Source organism: Burkholderia sp. Cy-637, from assembly GCF_011753175.1.
Taxonomy (GTDB): domain Bacteria; phylum Pseudomonadota; class Gammaproteobacteria; order Burkholderiales; family Burkholderiaceae; genus Burkholderia; species Burkholderia gladioli.
This window is the reverse complement of the sequence record NZ_VWWC01000017.1, coordinates 1-25,974: the sequence shown is the minus strand read 5'-3', so window position 1 is coordinate 25,974 and position 25,974 is coordinate 1. Positions and strand designations below refer to the sequence as shown.

Genomic DNA, 25,974 nt, shown 5'->3' with positions numbered 1-25,974 from the left:
GAAGGCGCTGTCATGTCGTCGAATCAGGAAATTCCGCAGCCGGACACGAGCAAGGATCTGGTATTGGTCACCGGCGGGACCGGCTTCATCGCCCAGCATTGCATGCTGGCCTTGCTGGAACAGGGTTATCGCGTGCGCACCACGGTCCGCTCGCTGTCGCGCGAGGCGGAAGTGCGCCGGCAGCTCGCGGCGGGCGGCGTCGAGGCCGGCGATCGGCTTTCCTTCGTGGTGGCCGACCTGGCGGACGACGCGGGCTGGGACGAAGCCGCCAGCGGCTGCGCCTACGTAATGCACGGCGCCTCGCCGACGCCCTCGGGCGAATACGCCAACGAGGACGAGCAGGCCTGGATCCGTCCCGCCGTCGAGGGCAACCTGCGCGTGCTGCGCGCCGCTCGCGACAACGGCGTGCGCCGCGTGGTGCTGACCTCGGCATTCGGTGCGATCGGCGCCGGGCACGGTGCCGATCACCGCCGCCCCTTCGACGAAACCGACTGGAGCGACGTGGACGGCCATATCGCGCCGTACCAGAAGTCGAAGACGCTGGCCGAACGCGCCGCCTGGGATTTCATCGCGCGCGAAGGCGGCGGCCTCGAACTGTCGGCCGTCAATCCGGTGGCCGTGGTGGGCCCGGTGCTGGGCGCGGACTATTCGCACTCGATCCACCTGATCAGGAACCTGCTGAACGGGCAGCCGGGTTATCTGCGGATCAACTCGGGTTTCGTCGACGCGCGCGACGTCGCCAGCCTGCACCTGCTGGCGATGACCGAGCCGGCCGCCAAGGGCGAGCGCTTCCTGGCCACCGGCGGCGCGAGCCTGTGGATGGCGGATGTCGCCAGGGTGCTGCGCGAACGGCTGGGCGAGGCCGCCAGCAAGGTGCCGACGGCGCTGCTGCCCGACGAGGTGGTGCTCGGCAATCCGGCCATGAAGGGGCTGCTCCCGCTGCTCGGCGTGGACATGAACGTCACCAGCGAGAAGGCCATCCGCCTGCTGGGCTGGGCGCCGCGCTCGCAGGAGGACGCGATCGTCGCCAGCGCCGAAAGCCTGATCCGGCTGGGGTTGATCGACAACTGAGCGATCGCGGGTCGGTAAAGCCCGGCGCCGGCGGGCGCCTCGACCCTCGCAAAGCCATCGCTAGCCCCTTGCCGGCCGAAGCCGACAAGGGGCTTTCTGCATGATGACGATTGGCATTGGTAGTACCCCGCGTTGACCGATCTTGCGTTGCAACACTACAGTGTTCAACTTTGGAACCATTGTTCGTCAGGCGAATTTATCGCCATGTCGAACCGATCAACGTGACCGAGGCGGCGCAGTCCGCCCACCGCCGCAGGAGACTTGCGATGAGTCGTAGCCCCGTCGTGAACGTGCAGACGTTCATCAACGAACAGCCGTTCGGCGCGTTCCAATGGCTCATCTTCCTGATGTGCTTCGTGATCGTGCTGCTGGATGGTTTCGATACCGCGGCGATCGGCTTCATCGCGCCCTCGCTGCTGTCGGAGTGGCACCTGAGCAAGCCCGATCTGGCGCCGGTGCTGAGCGCGGCGCTGTTCGGCCTGGCCTGCGGGGCACTGGCCTCGGGGCCCTTGTCGGACCGGCTCGGGCGGCGCGCGCTGCTGATCGGCTCGGTGCTGCTGTTCGGTGTGGCCTGCCTGGGCTCGGCGTTCTCGTCGAGCATCGGCGAGCTGACCACGCTGCGCTTCGTGACGGGCGTCGGCCTGGGCGCGGCGATGCCGAACGCGGTCACCATGATGGGCGAGTTCTGCCCCGACAAGCGCCGCGCCACCGTGATCAATCTGATGTTCTGCGGCTTCCCGCTCGGCGCCGCGTTCGGCGGTTTCCTGGCGGCCTGGATGATCCCGCAGTTCGGCTGGCGCAGCGTGCTGATGCTGGGCGGGATCGCGCCGCTGGTGCTGGTGGTCGCGCTGCTGGCGCAGATGCCGGAATCGGTGCGCTTCATGGTGGCGACCGGCAAGCCGCTCGAGCGGATTCGCGAGACGCTGGCGCGCGTCTCGGCCACGGCGATGCAGGCCGGCTCCTTCGTGATGACGGAGACGGCGCCGCAAACCGGCGGCAAGGGCGCGGCGGTGGTGCTGTCGCGCCAGTACATCGTCGGCTCGGTGATGCTGTGGATCGCCTACTTCATGGGCCTGGTGATCTTCTACGCCTCGATCAACTGGATGCCGATCCTGCTCAAGGATGCCGGGCTCGCGCCGAAGACGGCCACGCTGATCTCGGCGCTGTTCCCCCTCGGCGGCGTGGGCGCCGTGCTGAGCGGCGTGCTGATGGACCGCTTCAATGCGAATCGCGTGGTGGCCGTCTGCTACGCGCTGACGGCCGTGAGCGTCTACTTCATCGGGCAGGCGGCCGGCAATGTCGGCGCGCTGGTGCTGATCGTGTTCCTGGCCGGCGTGCTGATGAATACCGCGCAGTCCTCGTTGCCGGCGCTGGCTGCGGCCTTCTACCCGACCGCCGGGCGGGGCACCGGCGTGGCCTGGATGCTCGGGATCGGGCGCTTCGGCGGCATCGCCGGCTCGTTCCTGGTGGCGGAGCTGGCCGCGCGGCACGTCTCGTTCGCGAACGTGTTCGCGACCATCGCGGTGGCGGGGCTGGTGTCCTGCGTCGCGTTGCTGGTCAAGCAGAGCGTGCGGCCGCAACAGGCGGCGCCGGGCGGCGAGAAGATCGAATCGCTCGGGCACTGATGCCTGCTTGCGCATGCAAGGACGAAGGCCTGCTCGATGAGCAGGCCTTTTTGCATGGCTTCGGGGAAAGGCTCAGCGTGCCCGTTTCGTCTCGATGCCGGCGAGGATCAGGTCGATGCCGGCCAGGAAATCCTCGCGATCGTCGTGCGTGCGCATTTGCTTGGCCAGGCTGCGGGTGAAGGGGAAGGTGTCGGGATCCAGCTCGGACCAGGCGGTGGCGATCTCGTCGAGGAAGCTGGCGCGCTCGACGTCCAGCTCCTGCGCGATCCGCGCGTTCGCCGCGTTCTGCGCGCTCACGCCGAGGATGTAGCTCAGCAGCGCCTGGACGGTGCTCCACAGCGCGCGTTCGGGCACCTCCAGCGCGCGAACCTGCTGGCCGATGCGCTCCAGCATGCGAACCATCGGCAACTGGCCCGGCACGCGGTTGAGCGCCGAGCCGATCCAGGGATGCGCGTCGATCGTGTCGAACAGGCTCAGCGCGAGTGTGCGGATCGCCGTTTTCGGCGAGACGCGGCGCGAGGGCGGCGCCATCGCGCCGGCCAGGATGGCATCGCAGGCGGCGCTCAGCAGGTCGTGCTTGTTGTCGACGTGCCAGTAGATCGCGCCCGGCCCGGTGGCCAGGTGCTGCGACAGCGCGCGGAAGGTCAGGCCGCTTTCCCCGGCATTGTCGAGGATCTCGATCGACGCCTCGATGATCTGTTCTCGCGACAACGAGGATTCGCGTCGCTGCGGGCTGCGTGACTGGGTGGCCATGCCGGATCTTGACCTCTATGGAATGTTGTTCCAAGATTGCCATGGAATGACGTTCCATGCGACGGTTCATGATGAGCCTGTTGTCGCGAATCAACGAGGGTCAGGATGACGACTTCCATTGCAATCATCGGAGCAGGGCTGGGCGGCCTGGTGCTGGCGCGGGTGCTGCATGTCCACGGCATCGCCGCGACGGTTTACGAGGCCGATGTATCGGCCGAGGCGCGCAAGCAGGGCGGCATGCTCGATATCCACGAGCACAACGGGCAGGTCGCGCTCCGTGCGGCGGGGCTATATGAGGCCTTTGTGGCGCTGATCCATCCCGGCGGGCAGGCCTCGCGCGTGTTCGACAAGGATGGCGTGCTGCTGTACGAGCGAGCCGATGACGGCACGGGCGGGCGCCCGGAAGTGCTGCGCGGCGAGTTGCGACGGATCCTGCTGGAGTCGTTGCCGGAAGGCGCGGTGAGATGGGGGCACAAGCTGAGCGAGGTGGTGCCGATTGATGGCGGCCGGCATCGGATGCGCTTCGTCAACGGCACGGAGGCGAGCTGTGACCTGCTGGTGGGTGCCGACGGCGCGTGGTCCAGGGTGCGTGCGCTGCTGTCGGACGCGAAGCCGGAGTACACGGGCACGAGCTTCGTCGAAACCTACCTGCACGATAGCGATGCGCGCCATCCGGCGAGCGCGGAAGCCGTGGGCGGCGGCGCGCTGTTCGCGCTGGCGCCGGGCCGGGGCATCTTCGCGCATCGCGAACCGGCGGGGGTGTTGCATGCCTATGTGGCCTTGAACAAACCTCGCGAGTGGATCGATGCGATCGATTTCTCCGATTCGGCGGCGGCGCGGGCTGTCGTTGCCGGTGAATTCGAGGGCTGGGCGCCGGCATTGACGGCCCTGATCACGGCAGGTGATTCGGCGCCGGTGGCACGGCCGCTGTATTCGCTGCCGAGCGCGCATCGCTGGGATCGCGTGCCGGGTGTGACCCTGCTGGGCGACGCGGCGCATCTGATGATCCCTTCGGGCGAGGGCGCGAACCTGGCGATGTTCGATGGCGCGCTGCTGGCGCAGGCGATTGCCGCGAGCCCGGACGATATCGAGGCGGCGCTGGCGGCGTATGAAAGGGAGTTGTTCCCGCGCAGCGCGGCCGAGGCGGAGCAGGCGGAACCGATGCTCACCGAGATCTGCCTCGGCGCCGAGGCGCCCTGGAGCCTGGTGGATTTCTTTACCGACAATCAGCCGGTTTGACGTTAAACGGGGGCGCTAGTCGGGCTGGATGCGACCGCGCCGCAGGGTTCATTCAAGTTGCTCGACGAACCGGGTTCGATCGAACGGGGCTTCATAAGGCTCGGGCCAGAATTCCACGATGTGCGAGATCTTTCCGTCTTTCACCGTGAAAAACGAGATCGCTCTTGCACTCACCGTGCCATCCGTGACCGATACGTCCGACACGGCGTCGCCGCCATTCGCGACGATACGATTGATCCTGAACACCCAGGTGCCTTGCGCGGGGTAAGCCTGGTTGAGTTCCGCGAAATTTCGGGCGCCGCGGATTCGTTCCTTCGACTGAGGCCAGTCGAGGATGAAATCCTCGGCAAGAACGGCTGCCACAGTGTGAAAGTCGTTGGTCGCCATCAAGCGCCAGAATTCCTGGACGATATCGAGCGCGTTACCGGGAGCGTCTGTCATGAGCTGAGATCGCGGGATCGCCTAGTGAGGAAACCCGATCATGCCCGAGCGCGACAGCGTGATGTTCTTGCTCACATTGGCCGGCGCATTGGCCAGGACCCAGGCCGTCGAGAGTTCTCCGAACGATTCCTTGCTCGACATGCCGTCCACTGCCACCACGACCTTGAAGCCGCGCAGCGCCGCCTCGCTCGCGGTAAACAGCACGGCGCCGTGCGCCACCGTGCCGGCGATGATCACGGTCTGAATCCCCTTCGCTTTCAGGGCGGCCTCGAGATCGGTGTTGAGGAATTTGTCCACGCCGGATTGCACGACCTTCTCGTCGCCCTTGGCGGCAATGGCTGGCGGTACCGCGGCGAGCGTGCCGGTGCTGGTCAGCGTATAGACGGTCATCAGGTTCGCGTGGCGCGCTTTCTCCAGCAGGCCGGCGACGGCCGGCAGCGAGGCGGCGCAATCGGGGCGCTCCTTCTCGTTGCAGGTGCTGACATCGAAATCGAGCAGCAGGAGCGCGGTGTGAGCGGGATCGGTGACGGAAACCGACTTCAGCGCCGGCGGCGGGGGCGTCGGAACCGACTTCCACGAATCGATGATGTCGGCTTGCGCCGCGCCGCAGAAGGGCAGGGCAAGGGCGAGTGCGCACAAGGCATGTCGAATGCGTTGCATGGAGTCTCCGTGTGACCGTGTCGGTCGGATCGCGTGAGTCTACTGCCTCAAGCATTCAGGAACATGACGGCGCAAACGGCTCGTGCCGCTGCCGGTTCACGCTTGCTGGATATCCTTGAGGATCTCCCTGGGCGTCACCCCCAGCATGCGCTTCATCCAGTGCGCCATATGGCTCGCATGCGCGAAGCCGCAATCGAGCGCGATCTGGCTGACCGGAAGCTTGCCTTGTAGAAGCAGACGCTTCGCGCGCTCGACGCGCTTCTCCACCACGAATCGATGCACGGGCGTTCCGAACGTCCGCCGGAACAAGAGTTTGAAATGCGGCACGCTGAGCCCCGCGACCTCGGCCAGCTCGGCGAGCGTCAGGCTCCGGTCGAGATGCGCATCGATATAGTCGACCACGCGCATCGCAGCGCTTCGGTTCAAGGCTGGCTTGGTCGATCGCGAAGCTAAGTCGTCATCTCCATCCGCGAGCCGGATGATCATCGCCACGCCCAGGCTTTCCGCATAAAGCGCGTCGGACGCAAACGGCGCTTCGAGTTCCGCGCGCAGGGCCCAGGCGAGATGCTGGAAACGCGGATCGCGCCACTGAAGACGCGGCGCAATCCGCGCGACGGCGCCGCGTCGATCGAGCCGCGACAGCGTGCGTTGCGCGAATTCCTCGGTGAAGGCGATCCGCAGGATCGTGCAGCTTGCATCGTCGGCCCATTGGCCGTCGAGGCCGGCCGGAATCACGTCGACGTCGCCCTGGCTCTGGATGCGCGAGGATCGGCGGCCGTCGCAGCGGCAATGCGCGCTCACCGGCGCGCCGATATGCATACCGACGCGATGCTCGGCCGCCGCCGGCACGCGATGCACGCCCGCGCCGATGCCGACCAGCTCGGCGCCGAAGCCAGACCAACCGAGCCGGTCGCTCGACAGCAGGCGCTCGCGCGCACCGGCCTGGAATCTCTCGGCAGGGTTGATCGCATTCACGGTTGGCACCTCGGCAGCCACGGTTTCGCGCATTATGCATCGATCCCCGGCGGCTCGCCTGCCGCCGCGCCGCGCGGCCGTCATCCATTCCTGCTGATCATCATCCGTTCCTGCGCGAATCGCCCGTGATGCCGCGATACGCTCGGTTCCTCCCCAATGAAACAGGAGTCGAACGATGTACGTGATCCTTGGCGCGGCGGGAAAAGTCGGACAAACCACGGCGACGGCATTGCGGCAGGCATCGCTGCCGGTGCGGGCCGTGGTGCGCGATGCGGCGCAAGGCGCCGCGCTGGCGAGCATCGGCTGCGAGGTGGTGCTCGCCGATCTGCACGATCAGTCAGCACTCGATCGTGCGCTGGACGGCGCGCAGGCCGTTCAGGTGCTGGTTCCGCTGCCACGGGACGATGCGCGCCCAGCCGACACGATGCGCAAGACCATCGACGTCACCGCTCGCGTGCTGGCCGCGCATCGCCATCTGCACGTGCTGGCCTTGTCCGATTACGGCGCCGAGCTCGACGCCGATACCGGCATCACGAAGCTGTTCCATCATCTCGAGGCAGCCTTGCGGGATGTGTCGCCCAGGCTCACGCTGTTGCGCTCGGCGGAGCATATGCAGAATTGGGCGCGTGTGTTGCCGGTGGCCTTGTCGAGCGGCGCGCTGCCGAGTTTCCACGATCCCGTCGACAAGCGCTTCCCGACCATCTCGGCGGGCGATGTCGGCGTGGTTTCGGCGCGCCTCCTGAGCGATGGGCCGAGCGCCGCGGCAACGCGCATCGTGAGCATCGAGGGGCCGGCACGCGTCACCGCGAACGATGTCGCAAAGTCGATCGAGAAGGCCAGCGGCCGTCCCGTCAAGGCGCTGGCGCTGCCTCGGGATCAATGGGCGTCGGTCCTCGCCCAGGGCGGTGCGAGCGAACAGCACGCGCAACTGATCATCGACCTGTTCGATACGCACAACGCGGGACGCATCGACGTCGAGGCGGATGCCGGCGAGCGCGCATTCGGCACCACGTCGCTGGATACGGCGATCGCCGCGATCGTGGCTTCGGCCAATGGGCGATGACGCTAGCATCTCGGCTTGCCCTCATGCGGCCGAGCCTTCCTCCTCGGCCTGCTTCACGATCCACTGGTTGAACAACTGCATGGCGGGCGTGGCCGGCTTCCCTTTCTGCCGGATGAGCCAGTAGCTGCCCGCTTGCACTTCGATATCGAACGGCCGCACCAGGCGCCCCGTGGCGAGGTCTCGCGCGAACATCGAGGCGGGCGCGAGCGCCACGCCGGCGCCTTGCGTTGCCGCCTCGACCATCAATCGCGACGAGTCGAACACGGCACCTCGCGCCGGCATCGGCGCGAGCCCCGCCTTCGCGAACCAGTTCATCCAGTCGTCGGCGCGATAGGAGCGCAGCAGCGTTTCCCCGACGAGATCGGCGGGCACCCGCAGGCGCTGCGCGATGTCCGGCGCGCACAGCAGCGAGAGCGGCGCGTCGAACAGCTTCTGCGCGCGCGTGCCGGGCCAGTTGCCGTCGCCGAAGCGGATCGCGCAATCGAGGCCTTCGGCGGCCAGGTCGACCAGGTTGTTGTTCGTCATCAGGCGCAGCTCGACGAAGGGATGCAGCGCATGGAAGGACCGCAGCCGAGGCATCAGCCATCCCACCGCGAAGGTGCCCACGGCGCCTACCGTCAGCACCTCGTGGAAGTGTCCGCCCTCGAACTGCCGCAGCACGGATTCGATGCGGTCGAAGGCATCGCTGAGCACGGGACGCAGCGCGAGCCCTTCGTCGGTCACTGCCAGGCCGCGCGGCAGGCGCTTGAACAGGCTGACGCCGAGCCGTTCCTCCAGCGCGCGAACCTGCTGGCTGACGGCGGCCTGGGTGACGTTCAGTTCCTGCGCGGCGCGCGTGAAGCTCAGGTGCCGCGACGAGGATTCGAAGGCGCGCAGCGCGTTCAGGGGCAAATTGGGGCGCATGAGGGTGTCATAAGTTTTTCTAGGGCAATGGACAATTTATCATCGTTTGTCGCCTGGCCCCGAAACCGCGATAGTGGCGGCTCTCCAGGCCCAGCTTTCGATAAGGACGCCACACGATGAAGTTCAGCAAGATGATGCCCGCCATGACCCAGGCGGTTCTGTTCTGCGCCGCGGGCGCGATGCTCGGTATCGCCGACACGGCCTTCGCGGCCGCCAATCGCGTCCAGGCCGTAGTGGACGAGACCATACGTCCGCTTATGACGGAGAAGCAGATCCCGGGCATGGCGGTGGGCGTGGTGGTGGACGGCAAGGCGCACGTCTTCAACTACGGCGTGGCGTCGAAGGAAAGCGGTCGGCCCGTCACGAACGCGACGCTGTTCGAGCTCGGCTCGGTATCCAAGACCTTCACGGCCACGCTGGCATCGCTGGCCGAGGTCGACAAGCAGCTGTCGCTCAGCGACAAGGTGGAAACCTATCTGCCGCCGCTGAGCGGCAGCGATTTCGGCAAGGTGCGCCTGCTCGATCTCGGCACGCATACGGCCGGCGGCCTGCCCATCCAGGTGCCTGACGACGTCCACGACGAAGCCGAGCTGATCAGCTACCTGAAGCACTGGCATGCCGCTCATGCACCGGGCACCTTTCGCACCTACTCGAACATCAGCATCGGGACCCTGGGCGTCCTGACCGCGAACCGCCTGCAGCAGGATTCCACCAGCCTGATGGAAGGGCGGCTGTTTCCGGGCCTGGGGCTGAAGAACACCTTCATCGACGTGCCGGCCGCGCGCGAGGCCGATTACGCGCAAGGTTATACGGCTGCGGGCAAGCCGATCCGCATGAAGATGGAGGTGGTGGGACGGGAGGCCTATGGCGTCAAGTCGACGGCCGGCGACCTGCTGCACTTCATGCAGGGCAACATGAAGCTGATCCCGCTCGAAGCGTCGCTGCAACGCGCGGTGACGCAGACGCATACCGGCTACTTCCAGGCCGGGCCCATGACGCAGGACCTGATCTGGGAGCAGTATCCCTATCCGGTCGCGCTGAAGACGCTGCTGACCGGCAACGGCCCGGCGATGATCTTCAAGGGCATGAAGGTGACGGAAATCCGTCCGCCCGAGGCGCCGCGGGATGATGTCTGGATCAACAAGACGGGCTCCACCAACGGCTTCTCGAGCTATGTCGCGTTCGTGCCCGCCAAGCGGATGGGCATCGTGATCCTCGCGAATCGCAGCTATCCGATCGAGGACCGCGTTGCCGCCGCGTACCGGATCCTGGCCGCGCTCGATGGAGCGGGGCAATAATCATGCGAAGCGCAACGACGAGGCACATCCGCCACGGCGTGTCGATGCTCGCGGCGCTGGTGATGTTGCAGGCGGCCGACGCGGCGCCTCCCGAGGCCCGGGAAACGGTCGTGCTGCAACGCGTTCCCGTGCCGGACACCGATCGCGAGATGGGAATGGGCGTGGCCGTGTTCCCGCCCAACGCGAGCAAGCCGCGTCACAAGGCGAGCGGACCGGAGCTCTGCTACGTGCTCGAGGGCGAGGTGACGGTGCGTGTCGATGGGCAGCTGCCCAGGCGATTCCGCGCCGGCGAAACCTTCCAACTGCCGGCCGATGTCGTGCACGTGACGACGGCCGGCCCGACAGGAGCAAAGGTCGTCGCGGCCTGGGTGCATACGCCGGGCAAGCCCTTCAATCTCCCGGCGCCGGATTGAGGGCGAAGCGCGCGATGGATCGCGCGCTTCGTCTGTCTTCAACCATCGGTCGAGACCGTCACGCCTTCCCAGGCACCGATCTCCTCTTCCATCGCCGACAACTTGCTACGCACCAAGCCGAGCGCATCGCTGCCCAGCAGCAGATGCGCCGGCGGCTGCTCGGCGTCGATCGCCACCAGCATCGCGCGCGCCGCCTTGACCGGGTCGCCCAGCTGCTTGCCGCTCTTTTCCTCGCGCGCCTGGCGGATCGGATCGAAGATCGCGTCGTAGTCGGCGATCGAGCGCGGCGTGCGCGCCATCGAGCGGCCGGCCCAGTCGGTGCGGAACGAGCCCGGCGCAACGGCGGTCACGGCGATGCCCAAGGCGTGCACTTCCTTGCCGAGCGCCTCCGAAATGCCCTCCAGCGCGAACTTGCTGCCGCAGTAGTAGGTGATGCCCGGCATGGTGATATAGCCGCCCATCGAGGTGATGTTCACGATGTGGCCATGGCGGCGCTCGCGCATGAACGGCAGCACCGCCTTCATCATCGCCACCGCGCCGAACACGTTCACGTCGAACTGCCGGCGCAGGTCCGACAGCGGCGACTCCTCCATCACGCCTTCGTGTCCATAGCCGGCGTTGTTGACCAGCACGTCGATCGGACCGACCTTCGCCTCGATCTCGGCGACGACGCCGTCGATGGCGTCGAAGTCGGTCACGTCGAGCACGCGCGCGACGGCGGCGCCCGGCGACAGCGACTCGAAATCGCGCCTGGCCTCGTCGCTCCTGACCGTGCCGACCACCGTGTGGCCCGCCGCCAGGGCTTCCCGCGCGAGCGCGCGGCCGAATCCGCTGCTGACGCCGGTGATGAGCAGAATTTTGCTGGATGCCATCGAAGGGACTCCCGAATGTCGATAGGAGCATGCATACTAGTCTGGCAAGCGGCGCCGGATAAGCCGGATTCCGCTATTTTTATTGCCTAAAACTATGAGCATGACGCGCAACCCTGCAGAACCCACGGAGCTTTCCGCCCGCGACCGCAAACGCATGGTTGCCTTGCTGCGGGACCTGGCTCCCGACGAGGGCTACAACCTCACCGCCTTGCCGAGCGTGCGCATCCTGCGTTCGAACCGGGCGCTGTCACGCACGCCGGTGCTGTACGACCCGGGCATCGTGATCGTCTGCCAGGGGCGCAAGCGCGGTTACTTCGGCGAGCAGTTGTATCTGTATGACGAGCAGCATTACCTGGCCGTGTCCGTGCCGGTGCCGTTCAGCATGGAAACCGAGGCGACGCCGGAGCGCCCCTTGCTCGCGCTCTACCTGCACCTCGATTTCACGGTGGCCGCCGAACTGGCGGCGCAGATCGATCGCGAAGGCACGGCCGAGCCGGTGCGCGCTCCGCAAAGCATGATGTCGACGCCGATGGACGACGCCATGCAGGCTTCCGTGCTGCGTTTCCTGGAGGCGATGCATCGTCCGCTCGAAGCGGCGGTGCTGGGGCCGGGCCTGTTGCGCGAGCTGTATTTCCGGGTGCTGACCGGGGCGCAAGGCGCGTCGATGCGCGAGGCGCTGGCGATGCGCGGGCAGTTCGGCCGGATCGGGCGTTCGCTGCGCCTGATCCACGCCGCTTATGCGCAGCCGCTGGACGTCGCGCAACTGGCCGGCGAGGCCGGCATGAGCACGCCGAGTTTTCACAGCCACTTCAAGGCGATCACGCAGGTTTCGCCGATGCAGTACCTGAAGTCCACGCGTTTGCACCAGGCTCGCCTGCTGATGCTTCGCCAGGACCTGACCGCGGAAGCGGCGGGGCACGCGGTGGGCTACACGAGCGCCTCCCAGTTCAGCCGCGAATTCAAACGGCTGTTCGGTGCCACGCCGGCGGCCGAAACGCGGCGGATGCGCGAGAGCTTCGCGATTCCCGAGCCGTTCGAGGGCGCGGTTTATGTGTCGTCGCATTGAATCGACGCGGCGGTATCGACTACCATCCTTGGCTTGTGACTTCATTGCCTGCCTGGAACCCGATCTCATGTCGCTGAATATCCGAACCGCCGGCGTCGACGACGCGGCACTCATCCTGCGCTTCATCACCGAACTCGCCATTTATGAAAAGGCGGAAGACAAGGTCGAGGCGACTGTCGAAAGTATCGAGACATCGCTGTTCGGTCCGCAATCGCCCGCGAAGGCGTTGATCTGCGAGCTCGATGGCAAGGCGATCGGCTTCGCCGTGTATTTCTTCTCGTATTCGACGTGGCAGGCGAAAGCGGGGCTGTACCTGGAGGATCTGTATATTTCGCCCGACGCGCGAGGCCATGGCGCCGGCAAGCGGATGCTGCAGCATCTTGCGGGGATTGCGATCGAGAAGGGCTGCGGGCGCTTCGAATGGAGCGTGCTGGATTGGAACGAGCCGGCTATCGTTTTCTACAAGGCGCTTGGCGCCAAACCGCAAAGCGAGTGGGTTCGATATCGGCTCGAGGGGGATGAGATTCGCGCGTTGGCTGTGTCTGCGTGAGATTTGCGTCGTCGATCGGGGCGCGGTGAGAGCGCTTATAAGCTGAGATAGGTCGGCAGCAGGTCGTGGTCGACGAGTCGAATCTCGATGCGGTTCGCGATCTCGACATGCTCGGGATTGTCGGCTGAGAACACTTCATCCACGACGCTGACGATGATCGTGCCGGTTTGCTTGCGGCCGGCGGAGGGGATGGGAATGAGCGCCCTTGCTTCGGGGACCTGTTGCGTGGTGATTCGGTGCGGCAAGTAGAGCATCCAGCCAACGCCGGGTTTGTCGTCGAAAACTTGCTTGAGCACGTATTTCTCATCGGACACGTCGACGAGCAGCGGCCCGAAAACCTCGACGATTTTCGCGACGAGATCCGCAACCGCCCGATAGTCTTGCCATGCTGGCCCGCGAATATTGATCGACAGCCTATCGGGAATGGTTTTGTCGGCGATGTGGCAGGAAATCGAGGCGCCCTTGCTGGCGTCCCTGTTTCCATCCCATAAGGCGGCATAGGTGAAGGCGTGCTCGCCGCGAAATGCCTCGCGAAGCACCGCCAGGGCTGCGGGCGTCGCCTCGCCATTGGCGTCGTAAACCTGGTAGAGCATCGCTTCTTCCAGCGTGTCTCCTTTCAGGCGCCAGTTCTCTGGGCGAAGGGATGAGTCGTAGCTGGCAAGTTTTGCGGCGATAGGTGAAATTCGCGCAAGCATGCCCGCGAAGTCGTCTGCCAGGAGTGACGGATCGCGAAAGCTGGCGATGATGTTCATGGGCTGCCTCAAGGGTGGACGATTGACGGTATGCCAAGGTGCCGCAAGGTGAGCATCATGCGACTCTGTGTTAGAGGTGTCTGGAAATACCACATCAGGCGGGTTGGCGGCTTGGCACGAACAAGGCTGGCCTGTTTCTCCGCTGCTGCCTCCATCGATTCGAATCCCTTGAAGAATTTATAGGCCGTAGGGATAGAGCCATCGAGAAACTGATCGTAGTTGCCCTTCGCTTCCTGCAACAAGCATTGACCCGGCACGAAGCCGTCGAAGTCGATATTCAGCCACGCCCACTCCTCGCTCCAGCCTTCGGCAACGCTATAAGGCCGCCTGGTAATGCGCCCCTGGTATTCGCGCGGTGCCGCGTTCATCGAGTGGAAGCGTTTGACAGCCAAGCCGGACTCGGGTGGACAGCGTTCGCAACGCTCTGCCGTGCGCGGGACAGCATGTGCCGATGCCCTTGCCTCGATATCGTCGTCCGCTGCGTCGCCGGACAGGCTAGCGGTTCCTGCTCCGCCCAACAGCGCCGCGCCAATACGCATCAAGAGCGGCCCAAATTCCATTGCGGCGCCTTCGATGAGAGGTACTGCCATGCCGGCCATTGTGATTTCCTCGGAGGTAGTCGGGGTGATTGATATGCCACCTGATCACGCGCAGGTAGTCATGAAAGCGCTCGTCTGGATGGCGGCCCGGCCGCTTTAGCCAGCGTCGTGTCGCCGGTTTCTGATAGAAGCCAGGTGAAAACGCCTCGAGGCGAAGGAATGCCGCGACGTTTTCATCCGTCGAGATGCCGATTTCCTGCGCCGCGATATACGCGCGCCATAGCCGGTCTGACCGCGTGTGATCCGCAGCCAACGGAGCGTTTTCCGTGACGAGTGCATGCCGGATGCGTTCGATGTAATTTTTCGCATCGATACGTGCCATTGCCGCGAATTGCTCGCTAGATAGGGTGAGCATTGCGTGTTATCTCGATCAGATGGCCATCGCATTCAACGAGCCAGTCGAATACCGTCACGAAGAATGCAAGTCGCTGCACGGGAGTCATCACCGAGGCAATCGATGGCATGAGCCGAGCGTCATGGAAACGAAGCAGCGCAAGCTGACCATCGGGCAACTCGACATCCAGATTCGCCCGAAGATGATCCGCCAATGCCGTCATCGGATACGCGCTGATCAGCCAGGACACGCCAAACGAACTGGCCGCCAAGGACGAAAGCGCTGTGCTCACCGACATGGATGTCGCTTCGCAATCGACCAGCCAGGGGCCGGCATTGGCCACCGATTCGTCGGGCGTATCGTCGAGCAAGGCGAGGCACGCCGCCGTTCTGTCAGGGACAGTGCCGTTCCGGTCTTGATAGAGCACGCCGTCGAACAGCGCATACAGCCGCACCGGCACCGTGTGTTGCCGGCGTCTGGCGAAATAGGCTTCGATGCTCGGTGACATGATCAGCCCCGAACGATCATCGTCGTCGCGTTCCTTGCCGCTGTCGTCATGCATGCCTTGCACAGCGTCGGAGGCGAAGACGGGAAGGCTGCCGCAGCGGCAACGATGTTGTCGTGCCCATCGATGTACGCATCAGCCTCGCCGTCATCGTCGATCGTGTTGGTCGACTGCGAGGCAATCAGGACGGCGCCGCATGCGGTTCGCATTCCCTCGACGGCGGTATCTCGCCCGTGGATTCTGTGGGGATATCGGCGTTGTATAGGACGTATCGGGAAAACACCTTGGCATTGCGGACAACTTACCTTGTGTCCGACGCCGGCGACAGGTTTTCCCTGGATGGTCACGGACGGCTCGCCCTCGAGGACGCAGCCGCCATGCGTTGTCGTGTCGCCAGCGCAAATGATCGCTCGTCTATCCAATTGATCCTCCCTTTGCTCGGTGCTCGGGTACGGAATGTACCTCCATCACCCCGGAGAGAATCTGTCGGCGATCATGCTCGGTGCATCTCTTATTTCGGAAACGGGCGCCGGTCGATCATGAAGAATCGTTTCACTCTGCCGCTCAAATCACCGACAATCCACACGACGCCCGATCGTGCGTAATCACGGATAGCCGATGAAACCCTTCCGCCATCTCCTCCACGCCATCCTCTGCGCAGCCTCGCTGGCCGCGTCCACCGCCCATGCCGGCGGCTGGTACGAAGTGCGGAACTACACCGGCACGATCGGCAGCCTGCCGATCCATCTATCGCTGCAGACCTACGCCGAACTGAACCACGACGAGCCTCGCCGATCGCAGGTCGACGGCAGCTACTACTACGACGCCCATCGCCTCCCCATCCCCTTGCAGGGCAAGCGCCAGGCCGACGGCAGCATGCTGTTATGCGAAGCCGTGGCACCGGCATCCTTCGGCGATTCGCCCAAGGTTCCCGCAGCCTCGCCGGCGCATCCCGTCCCTTGCCCGATTTCACTGACGCCGAACGACAACGGCGCTGCCGGCGAGTGGCGCGACGGCAAGCACGTCCTGCCGATCGCGTTGCAGCAGGTCGGCACGCTCGACGATACCCATTCCGACAAGACACCCAGCGTATCGGGCACGGTCGAGATCCCGATGTGGCATCACACCGGCAAGCACCTGCTGCTGGGTATCTACGAATCGTCCAGCGCGTGTCCGCTGTCGATGGCGCGCCTGCGCCTCGTCAATATCCGAAGCGGGCAGACCGACAAGGAATTGAAGCTGGAATGCGGCGCGGGCACGGTGGCGACGTCGATCTATTCCAACGTTTATGCTGCTGACAATCCGCGCCACGTGACCATCATCTTCGAGGGCGGTTATCACGGCATGGGCGACGACCGCGAGGTGGCGGTCGAGCCCTGAGCGTTCCGCGGAAGACGGCCCGGATCGGCGCCGCCGCTTGGCAATGACCCGCCCGAGGTGAAGCGGCGCGAGCGGGCAGCATGCTTCAATGCCGGCCTTTCACCGTAACCGAGACGCGCCGGTCGGGTTGCAGGCAGGCGATCACGGCCGCACTTTCTCCGTCGGGACAGTGGGTGACGGGCTGGTCCGGGCCGACGCCCGTCGCGCGTATCAGCGCCGCGTCGATCCCGCGAGACGCCATGTAGCCGCGAATCGTATCCGCGCGATCCCGCGACAGTTGCTGGTTGTACGCGGCGGAGCCGATCCGGTCGGTATGCCCGACCACGTCGATTTCCGACACGGCATCGTGTTGCCTGATGCGATCGATGACGCGATCCAGCTCCACCTTGCCGGCCGGCAGCAGCGAGGCGAGATCCGATTTCCCGAACGCGAACAGCGCATCCGTTTCGAGCGAGAAGCTCTCGATCGTCACGGCTTGGTCGTCGGGCTGGACCGTCGCGGCCGGGGACGTCCGCAGGAAATCCGCGCACGAAGCCTCGCGCCAATAGGTGCCGGCGACCTTCATGTGCTCGTCGAACTGCACCTGGAACTGGCAGGCGCGGGTCTTGCCGTCGCGCCGGAACGCGAACAGGTAGTTCCAGACGCGATTGCCCACGAACCATTCATTGAAGTGCGGTGGCCCGATCAGGTCGACGACCTGGTCCTTGTTCAAACCGGCGCCGACATTGCGCAGGTTCTCGAGATTGACGAAGGTGCCGCCCGCCGGCGAAGCGGATTGGCCGTCAGGAAAGCGCGGCGGTTGATGCGGCGCCGCGCAGCCGGCCAGGGTCATGGCTGCCGCGAGGCCCAGGAGGAAAACCGCGGTCGATCGAATGTTCATGATGAGGATCGCTTTTCATGTGAGAGGTTGGCGGGGCCGTGTGCGCCGGCCCCGCCATGTCGGTCGAGTCACCGGCTGTCGATCACCATTGATACCCCGCGCCCACCACGGCGCCGTAGAAGCTGCGGGTGTTGGTCGTGACGGCGGCCTTGTAGATCCAGTGGTTGTTCTCGGAGATCGTCGAGATCCCGATCGCCTGCCCCGACTGGCCTCGATAGAGGCTGCCCGCGATCGCCACCATGCTCTTGCCCGGTCCCGACGGTTGCGGCAGCCCGGCCACGGCCATCGCGGCCGCCGTGCCGGCGTCGGCATCGCGGCGCAGGCCCTGAATCTGGCTGTCCGTGTAGCTGTTGGCCTGGGACACCGCCGAATTCAACTGCTGGACGTTGACCGCGTCGGTAGGCGCCGTGCCTGCCGCCACGTTGCTGACCTGCCGCGGCGAATCCGGCGCGCCCACCGACACGACGTTCGAGCGCCCTTCGTCGGTGCTGCCCGAGCCGATCGCCGCCGAGTTGGTGCCGGTCGATACCGCGCCGGCGCCGATCGCCGTCGAGTTGGCGGCCGAAGCCGTCGAGCCGTTGCCCACGGCGGTGCTGCTGGCACCGGAGGCGACCGCGCCATTGCCGCCCGCCGAGGAGTTCGAACCCGACGACGAAGGCGGCGTGGTCGATCCCGGTGTGGACGGGAAGCCGCCGTTGTTGTTGATCAGGGTGAGCAACTGCTGGTTCACCGCCTGCAACTGGCTGACGTTGACGGCGTCGGTGCCGGCCACGCCGGCTGCCAGGCCGGTGATCTGGCGATTGCCGATGTTGACTTCGCCCACCGAGGATTGCGGCGAGGCGAGGCCGTAGCCGATGTAGTTGCTGAGCGCGCCCACCGTGGTGACCGATCCCGCGCCCAGGGCCACGCTGTTGGCGAAGGTGGACTGCGCGCCGGCGCCCAGCGCCACGGCATTGAGCGCGGTGCTCTGCGCGCCGGAGCCGAGGGCGACGGCGGCGGCGCTGGTGGCCAGCGCGTTCGCGCCCTGCGCGATCGACTGCGCGCCGCCGGCGGTCGCGCCGCTGCCCAGCGCCAGCGCGTCCGCCTGGGCCGATTCGGCCTTCTCGCCGATCGCGACGCCGCCCGGCGCCGTCGCGTCGACCACCGCCCCGTTGCCGATCCCCACGCCGTTGTCGCCGTTGACCACCGTGGTCGGGCCCACCGCGATCGACTGGTTGCCCACCGCCAGCGAATCCGGCGCGGTCGAGTTCGCGTGGAAGTAGGCCGTCGAGGTGACGGCGACCGACTGAATCGCGCCGCTCAACTGGCGCAGCGTGACGGCGTCCTGCGCCTGCGTGCCGTCCGCGACGTTGATGATCTGGCGATAGGTATTGGTGGTCGCGTTGCCCACCGAGACCGCGCCGAGCAGCGTCCGGTCGGAGGTGTTGAACGGGATCGCCGCGCTGCCGGCGGTGATCGAGCCCGAGGACGAGGCCACCGTGCGATCCGACACGGAGCCGGCGCCGAGCGCGACGCCGTTGGCGATCGTCACGCTCGATTGCGCGCCCAGGCTCGTCGAGTTGTCGGCTTGCGACTGGGCACCGTTGCCGGCGGCGAGGCTGCTGGCGCCCGTCGCGACGGCCAGCGGGCCGACCGCGATGCTGTTGGTGCCGGTGGCCTGGCTGTCGGCGAGCGTGGAGTTGGCGTGGAAGTACTTGATGCCGCCGCCGTTGATCACTCCGCCGACGGTGTTCTCGACATTGGTCAGGTTGCTGTCGAGCCCGCCGAGCGCCGCGCCGACGTTGTTGTAGGTGTTGCCCTGCACGGTGTAGCTCGGTGCCGAGATGCCGGCGCCCGGCGTATAGGTCGCGCCGCCGCCGAGTGCCGAGGCGAGGGTCGAGCCGGTTGCGTTGCCGGCCGAGGCGACCGAGAACAACTGCGAGCCGTTCACGGCATCCGTGGACGAAGCCGACACCACGCCGGCGGCGACGTTCTGGACCTGCCGCTCCGCCCCGGCTGCGCCGACCGACACGACTGAAACCGGCGCCGTCGCGGCGGCGGTGCCGCCGGTCAGGTCGAAGCTGCCGGTATGCGGCGCGGCGGTCGTCGAGCCGGCGCCCAGCGCGACGTCGCCCGCGCGGCTCGCCTGGGCGCCTGCGCCGATGGCGAGCGACGAGGTGCCGGTCGAGGTCGCCTGAGGCCCGATGGCCACGCTGTCGGTACCGGCCGCCAGGCTGTCGGCCAGGGTCGAATTCGCGTGGAAGTACTTGATGCCGCCGCCGTTGACGGCGCCGCCGATGGTGTTCTCGACATTGGTCAGGCTGGTGTCGAGGCCGCCGAGCGCATCGCCGACGTTGTGGTAGGTGTTGCCCTGCACGGTGTAGCTCGGTGCCGATACGCCGGCGCCCGGCGTATAGGTCGCGCCGCCGCCCAGCGCCGAGGCGAGGGTCGAGCCGGTTGCGTTGCCGGCTGAGGCGACCGAGAACAACTGCGAGCCGTTCACGGCATCCGTGGACGAGGCGGACACCACGCCGGCGGCAACGTTCTGGATCTGCCGCTCCGCGCCCGCGGCGCCGACCGACACGACCGAGGCCGGCGCCGTTGCGGCGGCGGTACCGCCGCTCAGGTCGAAGGCACCCGTGTGCGGGGCCGCGGTCACCGAGCCCGAGCCCAGCGCGACGGCGCCGGCGTTGCTGGCCACCGCGTTCGTACCGAGCGCGAGCGAGTTCGCCGCGCCGGCATTGGCACCATTGCCCATGGCTACCGCGCTGGCTCCGGCTGCCGTTGCATTGACGCCGACGGCCAGCGCGTCGATGCCGCTCGCGCCGTCGTTGTTGAAGTTCGCTTGCTGCGTGCCGTTGTCGTTGACGCTGAAATAGTGCGTCTTCGCGCCGTTCACCGAGGTCGAAAGCGAGGTCGACAAGGACGCGACGTTGCTGTTGGTGGTCGACAGGCCCGTCGACAAGGAGCCGATGCCGGTGGACGTCGACGTCGACAAGGTATTCACGGCCGTGTTGGTGGCGAACAGTTGCGAGCCGTTGATGGCATCGGTGCTGGCCGCCGTGACGCGCCCCGCCGCCAGGTTCGTGATCTGGCGTTCGGCGCCCGGCGCGCCGACGCTCACCACGCTCGCCGGTGTCGTGCCCGCGTAGTTGTAGCTCGTGCCGCCCACCGTGCCGCTGGCCGTCGGATTGGGGGCGGCGGTGGTCGCGCCGGCGCCCAGCGCCACGTCGCCCGCGTTGCTCGCGATGGCCCCCTGGCCGATGGCCACGGCGTTCGCGCCGGTGCCTTGCGCGCCATTGCCCACGGCCACCGCGCTCGCCCCCGCCGCGGTCGCGTTGACGCCGGCGGCCAGTGCGTTGATGCCGGTCGCGCCGTCGTTGTTGTAGTTCGCCTGCTGTGTGCCGTTGTCGTTGACGCTGTAGTAGTGCGTCTTCGCTGCATTGACGGCGGTGGAGGTCGACGTCGACAGCGACGCCACATTGCTGTTGGTCGTCGTCAGGCCGGTGGACAGGGATGCCACGCTCGTGCTGGTCGAACTCGACAGGGAGGCGATCGAACTCGTGGCCCCGGAAAGCCCGGTCGACAGTGATGTCACGTTGCTGTTGGTGCTCGACAAGCCCGTCGACAAGGAGCCGATGCCGGTCGCGGTCGAAGTCGACAGGCTGTCGATCGCGGTGTTGGTGGCGAACAGTTGCGAGCCGTTGATGGCGTCGGTGCTCGCTGCCGTGACACGTCCCGCCGCGACGTTTGTGATCTGGCGCTCGGTACCCTGCGCGCCGACGCTCACCACGCTGGCGGGCGTCGTTCCCGCATAGTTGTAGCTCGTGCCGCCCACCGTGCCGCTGGCCGTCGGATTGGAGGCGGCGGTTGTCGATCCGGCGCCGAGCGCAACCGCCCCGGCATTGCTCGCGATCGCACCTTGGCCAATCGCAACGGCGTTCGCGCCGGCGCCTTGCGCGCCATCGCCCACCGCCACCGCGCTTGCCCCCGCCGCGGTGGCGTTGGTGCCGGCGGCCAGCGCGTTGATGCCGGTCGCGCCGTCGTTGTTGAAGTTCGCCTGCTGCGTGCCGTTGTCGTTGACGCTGTAGTAATGCGTCTTCGCCGCGTTGACCGCGGTGGAGGTGGACGTCGACAGCGAGGCGATCGAACTGGTTGCGGTCGACAGGCCACTCGACAAGCCGCTCGACAGGGAGACGACACTGCTGTTGGTCGACGACAAACCGGTGGACAGGGAGCCGATCCCCGTCGAGGTGGAGGTGGACAGCGAGACGAGCGAACTGGACGCGGTGGACAGGCCGGTGGAGGTCGAGGTCGACAGGCTGTTGATGGCGGTGTTGGTGGCGAACAGCTGCGAGCCGTTGATCGCATCGGTGCTCGTGCCGGTGACACGTCCCGCCGCGACGTTGGTGACTTGGCGCTCGGCGCCCTGTACCCCGACGCTGACCACGCTGGTGGGCGTGGTGCCCGCGTAGTTGTAGGTCACGCCGCCCACCGTGCCGGTCGCGGTCGGATTGGGCGCCGCGCTCGCCGAGCCCGAGCCCAGCGCCACGTCGCCGGCATTGTTCGCCACCGCGCCGGAGCCGAACGCGACCGAACCCGCGGCACTCGCGGTCGAGGTGTTGCCCAAGGCCAGCGAACCGTTGCCCGTCGCGACATTGGCATTGCCGAGCGACACCGCTCCCTGGCCGGTTGCCGTGTTGTTCGCGCCCATCGCCACCGCGCCGGTGCCGGTGGCCGTATTGGGATCGCCAATCGCGACTGCCCCGTTGCCATTGGCCGTATTGCCCACGCCGACCGACACGGCCTTGCCGCCGGTGGCCACCGCGCTCTGACCGATCGCGACCGCGCCGGCCGCATTGGCATTCGCGCCGTCGCCCATCGCCACGGCGCTCGCGCCCGATGCCGCGGCGTTATTGCCGGCCACCAGCGCGTTGGCCCCCGAGGCGTTCGCGTTCTGGCCGATCGCCACCGCGTTCGCGGCGCTGGCGGTGCTGCGCATGCCGACTGCCGTGGCATTGGTGGCGGAGGCCGTGGTCAGGCCGCCCAGCGCCGTGGCGCCTGCCACCAGGGCATTGGCGTTGTCGCCGAAGGCCGATGTCGAGGCGCCTTTCGCATGTGCCGCGGAACCCATGGCGGTGGCGGCGCCCGGCGCGACCGCGAGATCCAGTGGATCGAGGCCGACGAAGTTGCTGGTATTGGAGGGATTGCTTTTCTGGAAGATCAGCCCGGTGCCCGTGCCCTGGGCGCTGGCGGCCGTCCCTACCGCCTGGTCCTGGTTGCTCGCGGCGCTCGAGTTGGTGCCGACTGCGATGGACTCGAGCCCGGTGGCCGCGGCCGCCGCGCCGACAGCGGTCGCGAACTGCCCCGAAGCAGTCGTCTTGCCGCCGTTCGCCACGCCGCCCACCGCCACGGCGTTCTGCGCGCTGGCCACCGTGTTGTAGCCGATCGCGACCGAGGTCGAACCGGTCGCGTTCGCCTGCACGCCGACGGCCGTGGCCAGGCCGGCCGCCTGGCTCATGAAGCCCAGTGCCGTGCCGTAGTCGCCGCTCACGCGGGTACCCGCGCCGAACAAGGTGGCGGCGAGGACGTTGTTGGCGTTCGCGCCGCAGCCGGCCACCGAGCTGAAGAAGCCGCTGCCGTCGGTCAGGGTGGCGGTCAAGGAGGTACCGTCGGCCCCGGTGAAGGTCTGGGCGCCTGTCGACGCATTGCAGACCACGCCGCCGTCGGTATAGAACACCGACGCGTGGGCGGACCAAGGCACCAGGACCGCGGCACTCGCCAGCGCCAGGGCGGCCAGGGCACCGCGTTTTTTCGTGCCCGGCCGGCTCGGCTTGCCGCGGGCGGCATCGAGCTCGGAAGCCGCCACCCAGGCGCCGAGCGCGTCGTTCCAGATGGTCCGATAGGATTTATTCACGTAGTCACCTCACCCGATATCACGCAGCAGGATTGAAAATCCAACAGAAAATGATTCGATTTATGTAAATTTTTCGATGAATTTATCGAAATAAAGCAAATGAAATGCGTGTATTTCTCGGCGAATTTTTATCGAAATTGATCCGGCATCAATTCGACTTCGCGTATCGTTATTCGAGGCAGGGATGAAGCGTGTTCATTCCCGCCAGAAACGGCTCGACCTGACACCGCGACGCCTTTACGGGCGAAGGGGCGGGGCGGGAGCGATCGCAAGCGGGCGGACAAAAACGTTCCTTTGTTCCAAATTGGAGGAAAGCTTCTGTAAGGACGAGCGAGGGCAGGCTGGGCAAAGGTGGGCGGGACGTGAAAGCGGGCGGACAAAAAGGAACCATTTTGTCCAGTAGAATTTGCACAACTTGACACAGTTGACAATGCCTGAAGCTTTGTCGCGATCAAATCGCGTCGAGCGATATAAGACGAGTCACCGTTTCAGCATCGATCACTGGCATCCTTTCCACGAGGATATTTTGGAAAATACGAAGCATCTCCCGGCCTTTGCTCGCCGGGATTCCACCGGAATCAAGGCTGCTCGCGCCACGTCTCCGGAAGCCCGGCATCGGACGCTTGTTATGGGAGCCACGGAATGCTGATCGGATACGCCCGGGTTTCAACCGAGGAACAGCATCTGGGGTTGCAGGTCGATGCGCTCCGGAAGGCCGGCTGTCACGAGATATTCATGGACCAAGGGATATCCGGCGCCAAATTCTCGCGGCCCGGACTCGAGACCGCCCTGGGCAACCTGGCGCCCGGCGATTGCCTGATGGTCTGGCGCCTGGATCGTCTTGGCCGATCCCTGGGCAAGCTGATCGATCTGGTCGCCGATCTCGAGCAGCGCGGCATCCAGTTCGAATCGCTGACGGAATCGATCAATACCAAGTCGTCCAGCGGTTTGCTGGTCTTTCACATGATGGCGGCGCTGGCGCAGTTCGAGAGGAACCTGATCAGCGAGCGGACTCGCGCCGGGATGGCGGCGGCGCGTGCGCGCGGCAGCCTGCTGGGCAGGAAGCCCGCGCTCGATTCCGCCCAGCGGCGGCTGGCGCTGGAGTTGCTGCAGGAAAAATCGGTGGCGGAGGTGGCGTCCCTGTTCGACGTCCACCCGAGGACGGTGAAACGAATCATGAAGGCCTGATACGCTGGCCGTCAGCCCTTCGCGCCGGGCGCCGGCCCATGCTTGGCCAGGAAGCGATCCAGTTGCCGCGCGAAGGCCTTGCTGTCCTGCGCGGAATAGGGCGGCGGCCCGCCCGTCTCGACGCCCGAGCTGCGCAACTGGTCCATCACGTCGCGCATGGTCAGGCGCTCCTGGATGTTCTCGCGGCTGAACCAGTTGCCGCGCGGGTCGAGCACCTGCGCGCCCTTGTCGAGCGCGGCGGCGGCCAGCGGGATGTCGGCCGTGATGATCAGGTCGCCGGCCTCGGCCAGCTCGACGATGCGCTGGTCGGCCACGTCGAAGCCGGCCGGCACCTGCAGGGCCTTGATGAAGCGCGAGGGCGGCGTGCGCAGGAACTGGTTGGCGACCAGGGTGAGGCTGATTTCGAGGCGCTGCGCGGCACGAAACAGCATCTCCTTGACGACGACCGGGCAGGCGTCGGCGTCGACGAGCATCTGCATGACAGGATTCCGAAGGGAGGAAAACCGCCAGTTTACTGCGAGCGCGGCCCCGGCCTCAGGCCGATTCGGTGCAGACCGCCGGCCGTGCCGTCGTCTTCAGCCCGAACAGGCCGAGCGCGACGCTCGCCAGGCTCGCCGCGGCGGCCATCGCGACGGCCGCGTGCAGCCCGCCGACCATGTCGCGCGAGGCGGCCCCCGCCAGCGCCCCGAACAGCCCCACGCCCAACACGCCGCCAACCTGGCGCGCGGTATTCAGCAAGCCCGAGGCGATGCCGATCGTGGCCGGCTCGACGTGGGCCAGCAAGGCGGTATTGATCGACGGCACCGCCAGCGCGACGCCGACGCCGACCGCCAGCAACGGCAGCGACACCGCGAGCGTGCCGCTGTCGCGATGCAGCAGCATCAGCGCCAGGTAACCGGCCGCGGCGAGCACCTGGCCGGCGAGCATCGGCAGGCGATACCCGAAGCGCGCGGTCAGCGAGCCGGACACGATGTTGGCCACCGCCACCAGGGCCGTCATCGGCAGGAAGGCCAGCCCGGCCTGCAGCGGCGTGTCGTGGCGCACGTTCTGGAAGTACAGGCTCATCGCGAACATCAGGCCGTAATAGCCGAAGTTCAGCGACAGCCCCGTCAGGGCGCTGACGTTGACGACGGGAATCCGGAACAGCGTCATCGGCAGGAGCGGCTGCGGGTGACGCCGCTCCACCGTCACGAACGCGAGCGCGGCCAGCAGCGCGAGCGCGAAGGTCCCCAGCACCTCCGCGCTGCCCCAGCCCGCGCGGCCCGCGGCGATCACCGCGTAGGTCAGCGCCGCCAGCGCGACGATCGCCAGCGCCTGCCCCGCCAGGTCCAGCCGCCGCGCCGCGTGGCGCGGCGTTTCCGGCGCATGCGCCAGCGTCAGCCAGATCCCGACGATGCCGACCGGCACGTTGATCAGGAAGATGCTTTGCCATCCGAAACGATCGACCAGCAGGCCGCCCACCAGCGGGCCCGCGCCGAGCGCGAGCGCCGCGGTGCCGGCCCAGATGCTGA

At 66.6% G+C, this 25,974-nt stretch carries 25 protein-coding genes; 10 read left to right on the top strand and 15 right to left on the bottom strand.

Features of this window, described 5'->3' with window-relative positions:
- The first annotated feature begins 12 nt into the window (after positions 1 to 12).
- Both F3J10_RS07745 and F3J10_RS07740 read left to right on the top strand, forming a co-directional pair.
- Positions 13 to 1,071, top strand: coding sequence for an aldehyde reductase (locus tag F3J10_RS07745; RefSeq protein ID WP_167241815.1), 1,059 nt, complete (start codon positions 13 to 15; stop codon positions 1,069 to 1,071).
- A gap of 266 nt (positions 1,072 to 1,337) precedes the next feature.
- The gene (locus F3J10_RS07740) at positions 1,338 to 2,696 is read left to right on the top strand and encodes an MFS transporter (RefSeq protein ID WP_036032420.1); all 1,359 of its coding nucleotides are present in this window, start codon (positions 1,338 to 1,340) and stop codon (positions 2,694 to 2,696) included.
- A 72-nt stretch (positions 2,697 to 2,768) separates the two neighbouring features.
- Here F3J10_RS07740 and F3J10_RS07735 read toward each other — a convergent pair whose 3' ends face one another.
- The gene (locus tag F3J10_RS07735; protein ID WP_167241814.1) at positions 2,769 to 3,449 is read right to left on the bottom strand and encodes a TetR family transcriptional regulator; all 681 of its coding nucleotides are present in this window, start codon (positions 3,447 to 3,449) and stop codon (positions 2,769 to 2,771) included.
- Between the two features lie 105 nt (positions 3,450 to 3,554).
- Between F3J10_RS07735 and F3J10_RS07730 the strand changes: the two genes are divergently transcribed.
- Entirely contained in the window at positions 3,555 to 4,688 is a 1,134-nt protein-coding gene (locus F3J10_RS07730; protein WP_167241813.1) for an NAD(P)/FAD-dependent oxidoreductase, read from the top strand.
- Between the two features lie 48 nt (positions 4,689 to 4,736).
- Here F3J10_RS07730 and F3J10_RS07725 read toward each other — a convergent pair whose 3' ends face one another.
- The 3 genes from F3J10_RS07725 to F3J10_RS07715 form a co-directional block, all read right to left on the bottom strand.
- Positions 4,737 to 5,129: a nuclear transport factor 2 family protein gene (locus F3J10_RS07725; protein WP_167232772.1), complete on the bottom strand. Its 393-nt coding sequence runs from the start codon at positions 5,127 to 5,129 to the stop codon at positions 4,737 to 4,739.
- Between the two features lie 21 nt (positions 5,130 to 5,150).
- The gene (locus F3J10_RS07720; RefSeq protein ID WP_167241812.1) at positions 5,151 to 5,789 is read right to left on the bottom strand and encodes an isochorismatase family protein; all 639 of its coding nucleotides are present in this window, start codon (positions 5,787 to 5,789) and stop codon (positions 5,151 to 5,153) included.
- 96 nt (positions 5,790 to 5,885) lie between these two features.
- Positions 5,886 to 6,764 carry an AraC family transcriptional regulator gene (locus F3J10_RS07715; protein WP_167241833.1) on the bottom strand — a complete coding sequence of 293 codons (879 nt, stop codon included), beginning with the start codon at positions 6,762 to 6,764 and terminating at the stop codon, positions 5,886 to 5,888.
- Between the two features lie 175 nt (positions 6,765 to 6,939).
- On the opposite strand from F3J10_RS07715, the gene F3J10_RS07710 reads away from it, so the two are divergent.
- Positions 6,940 to 7,827, top strand: a complete 888-nt coding sequence (locus F3J10_RS07710; protein ID WP_167241811.1) for an NmrA family NAD(P)-binding protein — start codon at positions 6,940 to 6,942, stop codon at positions 7,825 to 7,827.
- 21 nt (positions 7,828 to 7,848) lie between these two features.
- Here the strand turns inward: F3J10_RS07710 and F3J10_RS07705 are convergent, their stop codons facing one another.
- Positions 7,849 to 8,730, bottom strand: a complete 882-nt coding sequence (locus F3J10_RS07705; RefSeq protein ID WP_096751930.1) for a LysR family transcriptional regulator — start codon at positions 8,728 to 8,730, stop codon at positions 7,849 to 7,851.
- Positions 8,731 to 8,909: 179 nt separating this feature from the next.
- Here F3J10_RS07705 and ampC point away from each other — a divergent pair, with 179 nt between their 5' ends.
- Both ampC and F3J10_RS07695 read left to right on the top strand, forming a co-directional pair.
- Positions 8,910 to 10,028, top strand: coding sequence for a class C beta-lactamase (gene ampC / locus F3J10_RS07700; protein ID WP_345791194.1), 1,119 nt, complete (start codon positions 8,910 to 8,912; stop codon positions 10,026 to 10,028).
- Between the two features lie 44 nt (positions 10,029 to 10,072).
- Complete coding sequence (locus F3J10_RS07695) at positions 10,073 to 10,441, top strand: cupin domain-containing protein (protein ID WP_240155463.1); 369 nt, start codon at positions 10,073 to 10,075, stop codon at positions 10,439 to 10,441.
- A gap of 38 nt (positions 10,442 to 10,479) precedes the next feature.
- On the opposite strand, the gene F3J10_RS07690 is transcribed toward F3J10_RS07695, so the two are convergent.
- Positions 10,480 to 11,313, bottom strand: coding sequence for an oxidoreductase (locus F3J10_RS07690; RefSeq protein WP_103693321.1), 834 nt, complete (start codon positions 11,311 to 11,313; stop codon positions 10,480 to 10,482).
- Between the two features lie 94 nt (positions 11,314 to 11,407).
- Here F3J10_RS07690 and F3J10_RS07685 point away from each other — a divergent pair, with 94 nt between their 5' ends.
- Together F3J10_RS07685 and F3J10_RS07680 are read left to right on the top strand one after the other, a co-directional pair.
- A complete protein-coding gene (locus tag F3J10_RS07685; RefSeq protein WP_166912514.1) occupies positions 11,408 to 12,379 on the top strand; it encodes an AraC family transcriptional regulator in 972 nt (323 codons plus the stop codon).
- A gap of 67 nt (positions 12,380 to 12,446) precedes the next feature.
- Positions 12,447 to 12,929, top strand: a complete 483-nt coding sequence (locus tag F3J10_RS07680) for a GNAT family N-acetyltransferase (RefSeq protein ID WP_025097389.1) — start codon at positions 12,447 to 12,449, stop codon at positions 12,927 to 12,929.
- Between the two features lie 35 nt (positions 12,930 to 12,964).
- On the opposite strand, the gene F3J10_RS07675 is transcribed toward F3J10_RS07680, so the two are convergent.
- The 5 genes from F3J10_RS07675 to F3J10_RS07660 are packed head-to-tail and all read right to left on the bottom strand — an operon-like array spanning position 12,965 to position 15,541.
- Entirely contained in the window at positions 12,965 to 13,681 is a 717-nt protein-coding gene (locus F3J10_RS07675) for an immunity 52 family protein (RefSeq protein ID WP_167241808.1), read from the bottom strand.
- 8 nt (positions 13,682 to 13,689) lie between these two features.
- Positions 13,690 to 14,280: a restriction endonuclease fold toxin 5 domain-containing protein gene (locus tag F3J10_RS07670; RefSeq protein ID WP_240155458.1), complete on the bottom strand. Its 591-nt coding sequence runs from the start codon at positions 14,278 to 14,280 to the stop codon at positions 13,690 to 13,692.
- Positions 14,177 to 14,635, bottom strand: a complete 459-nt coding sequence (locus F3J10_RS36215; protein ID WP_240155456.1) for a hypothetical protein — start codon at positions 14,633 to 14,635, stop codon at positions 14,177 to 14,179. Before F3J10_RS36215 ends, F3J10_RS07670 begins: the two co-directional genes overlap by 104 nt.
- Positions 14,619 to 15,176, bottom strand: coding sequence for a DUF4123 domain-containing protein (locus F3J10_RS07665; RefSeq protein WP_205200200.1), 558 nt, complete (start codon positions 15,174 to 15,176; stop codon positions 14,619 to 14,621). The genes F3J10_RS36215 and F3J10_RS07665 overlap by 17 nt, the downstream gene beginning before the upstream one ends.
- The gene (locus F3J10_RS07660) at positions 15,125 to 15,541 is read right to left on the bottom strand and encodes a PAAR domain-containing protein (RefSeq protein WP_167241807.1); all 417 of its coding nucleotides are present in this window, start codon (positions 15,539 to 15,541) and stop codon (positions 15,125 to 15,127) included. The genes F3J10_RS07665 and F3J10_RS07660 overlap by 52 nt, the downstream gene beginning before the upstream one ends.
- Before the next feature lie 196 nt (positions 15,542 to 15,737).
- Between F3J10_RS07660 and F3J10_RS07655 the strand changes: the two genes are divergently transcribed.
- Positions 15,738 to 16,499: a hypothetical protein gene (locus tag F3J10_RS07655; protein ID WP_167241806.1), complete on the top strand. Its 762-nt coding sequence runs from the start codon at positions 15,738 to 15,740 to the stop codon at positions 16,497 to 16,499.
- An 85-nt stretch (positions 16,500 to 16,584) separates the two neighbouring features.
- Here F3J10_RS07655 and F3J10_RS07650 read toward each other — a convergent pair whose 3' ends face one another.
- Both F3J10_RS07650 and F3J10_RS07645 read right to left on the bottom strand, forming a co-directional pair.
- Positions 16,585 to 17,379: an OmpA family protein gene (locus F3J10_RS07650; RefSeq protein ID WP_167241805.1), complete on the bottom strand. Its 795-nt coding sequence runs from the start codon at positions 17,377 to 17,379 to the stop codon at positions 16,585 to 16,587.
- A gap of 82 nt (positions 17,380 to 17,461) precedes the next feature.
- Positions 17,462 to 23,275: a YadA-like family protein gene (locus tag F3J10_RS07645; RefSeq protein WP_167241804.1), complete on the bottom strand. Its 5,814-nt coding sequence runs from the start codon at positions 23,273 to 23,275 to the stop codon at positions 17,462 to 17,464.
- Between the two features lie 642 nt (positions 23,276 to 23,917).
- Between F3J10_RS07645 and F3J10_RS07640 the strand changes: the two genes are divergently transcribed.
- The gene (locus tag F3J10_RS07640) at positions 23,918 to 24,463 is read left to right on the top strand and encodes a recombinase family protein (RefSeq protein ID WP_060000217.1); all 546 of its coding nucleotides are present in this window, start codon (positions 23,918 to 23,920) and stop codon (positions 24,461 to 24,463) included.
- A gap of 11 nt (positions 24,464 to 24,474) precedes the next feature.
- On the opposite strand, the gene F3J10_RS07635 is transcribed toward F3J10_RS07640, so the two are convergent.
- Positions 24,475 to 24,942 carry a YaiI/YqxD family protein gene (locus F3J10_RS07635; protein ID WP_046575117.1) on the bottom strand — a complete coding sequence of 156 codons (468 nt, stop codon included), beginning with the start codon at positions 24,940 to 24,942 and terminating at the stop codon, positions 24,475 to 24,477.
- A 55-nt stretch (positions 24,943 to 24,997) separates the two neighbouring features.
- A partial coding sequence (locus F3J10_RS07630) for an MFS transporter (RefSeq protein WP_167241803.1) occupies positions 24,998 to 25,974 on the bottom strand: 977 nt, incomplete at its 5' end.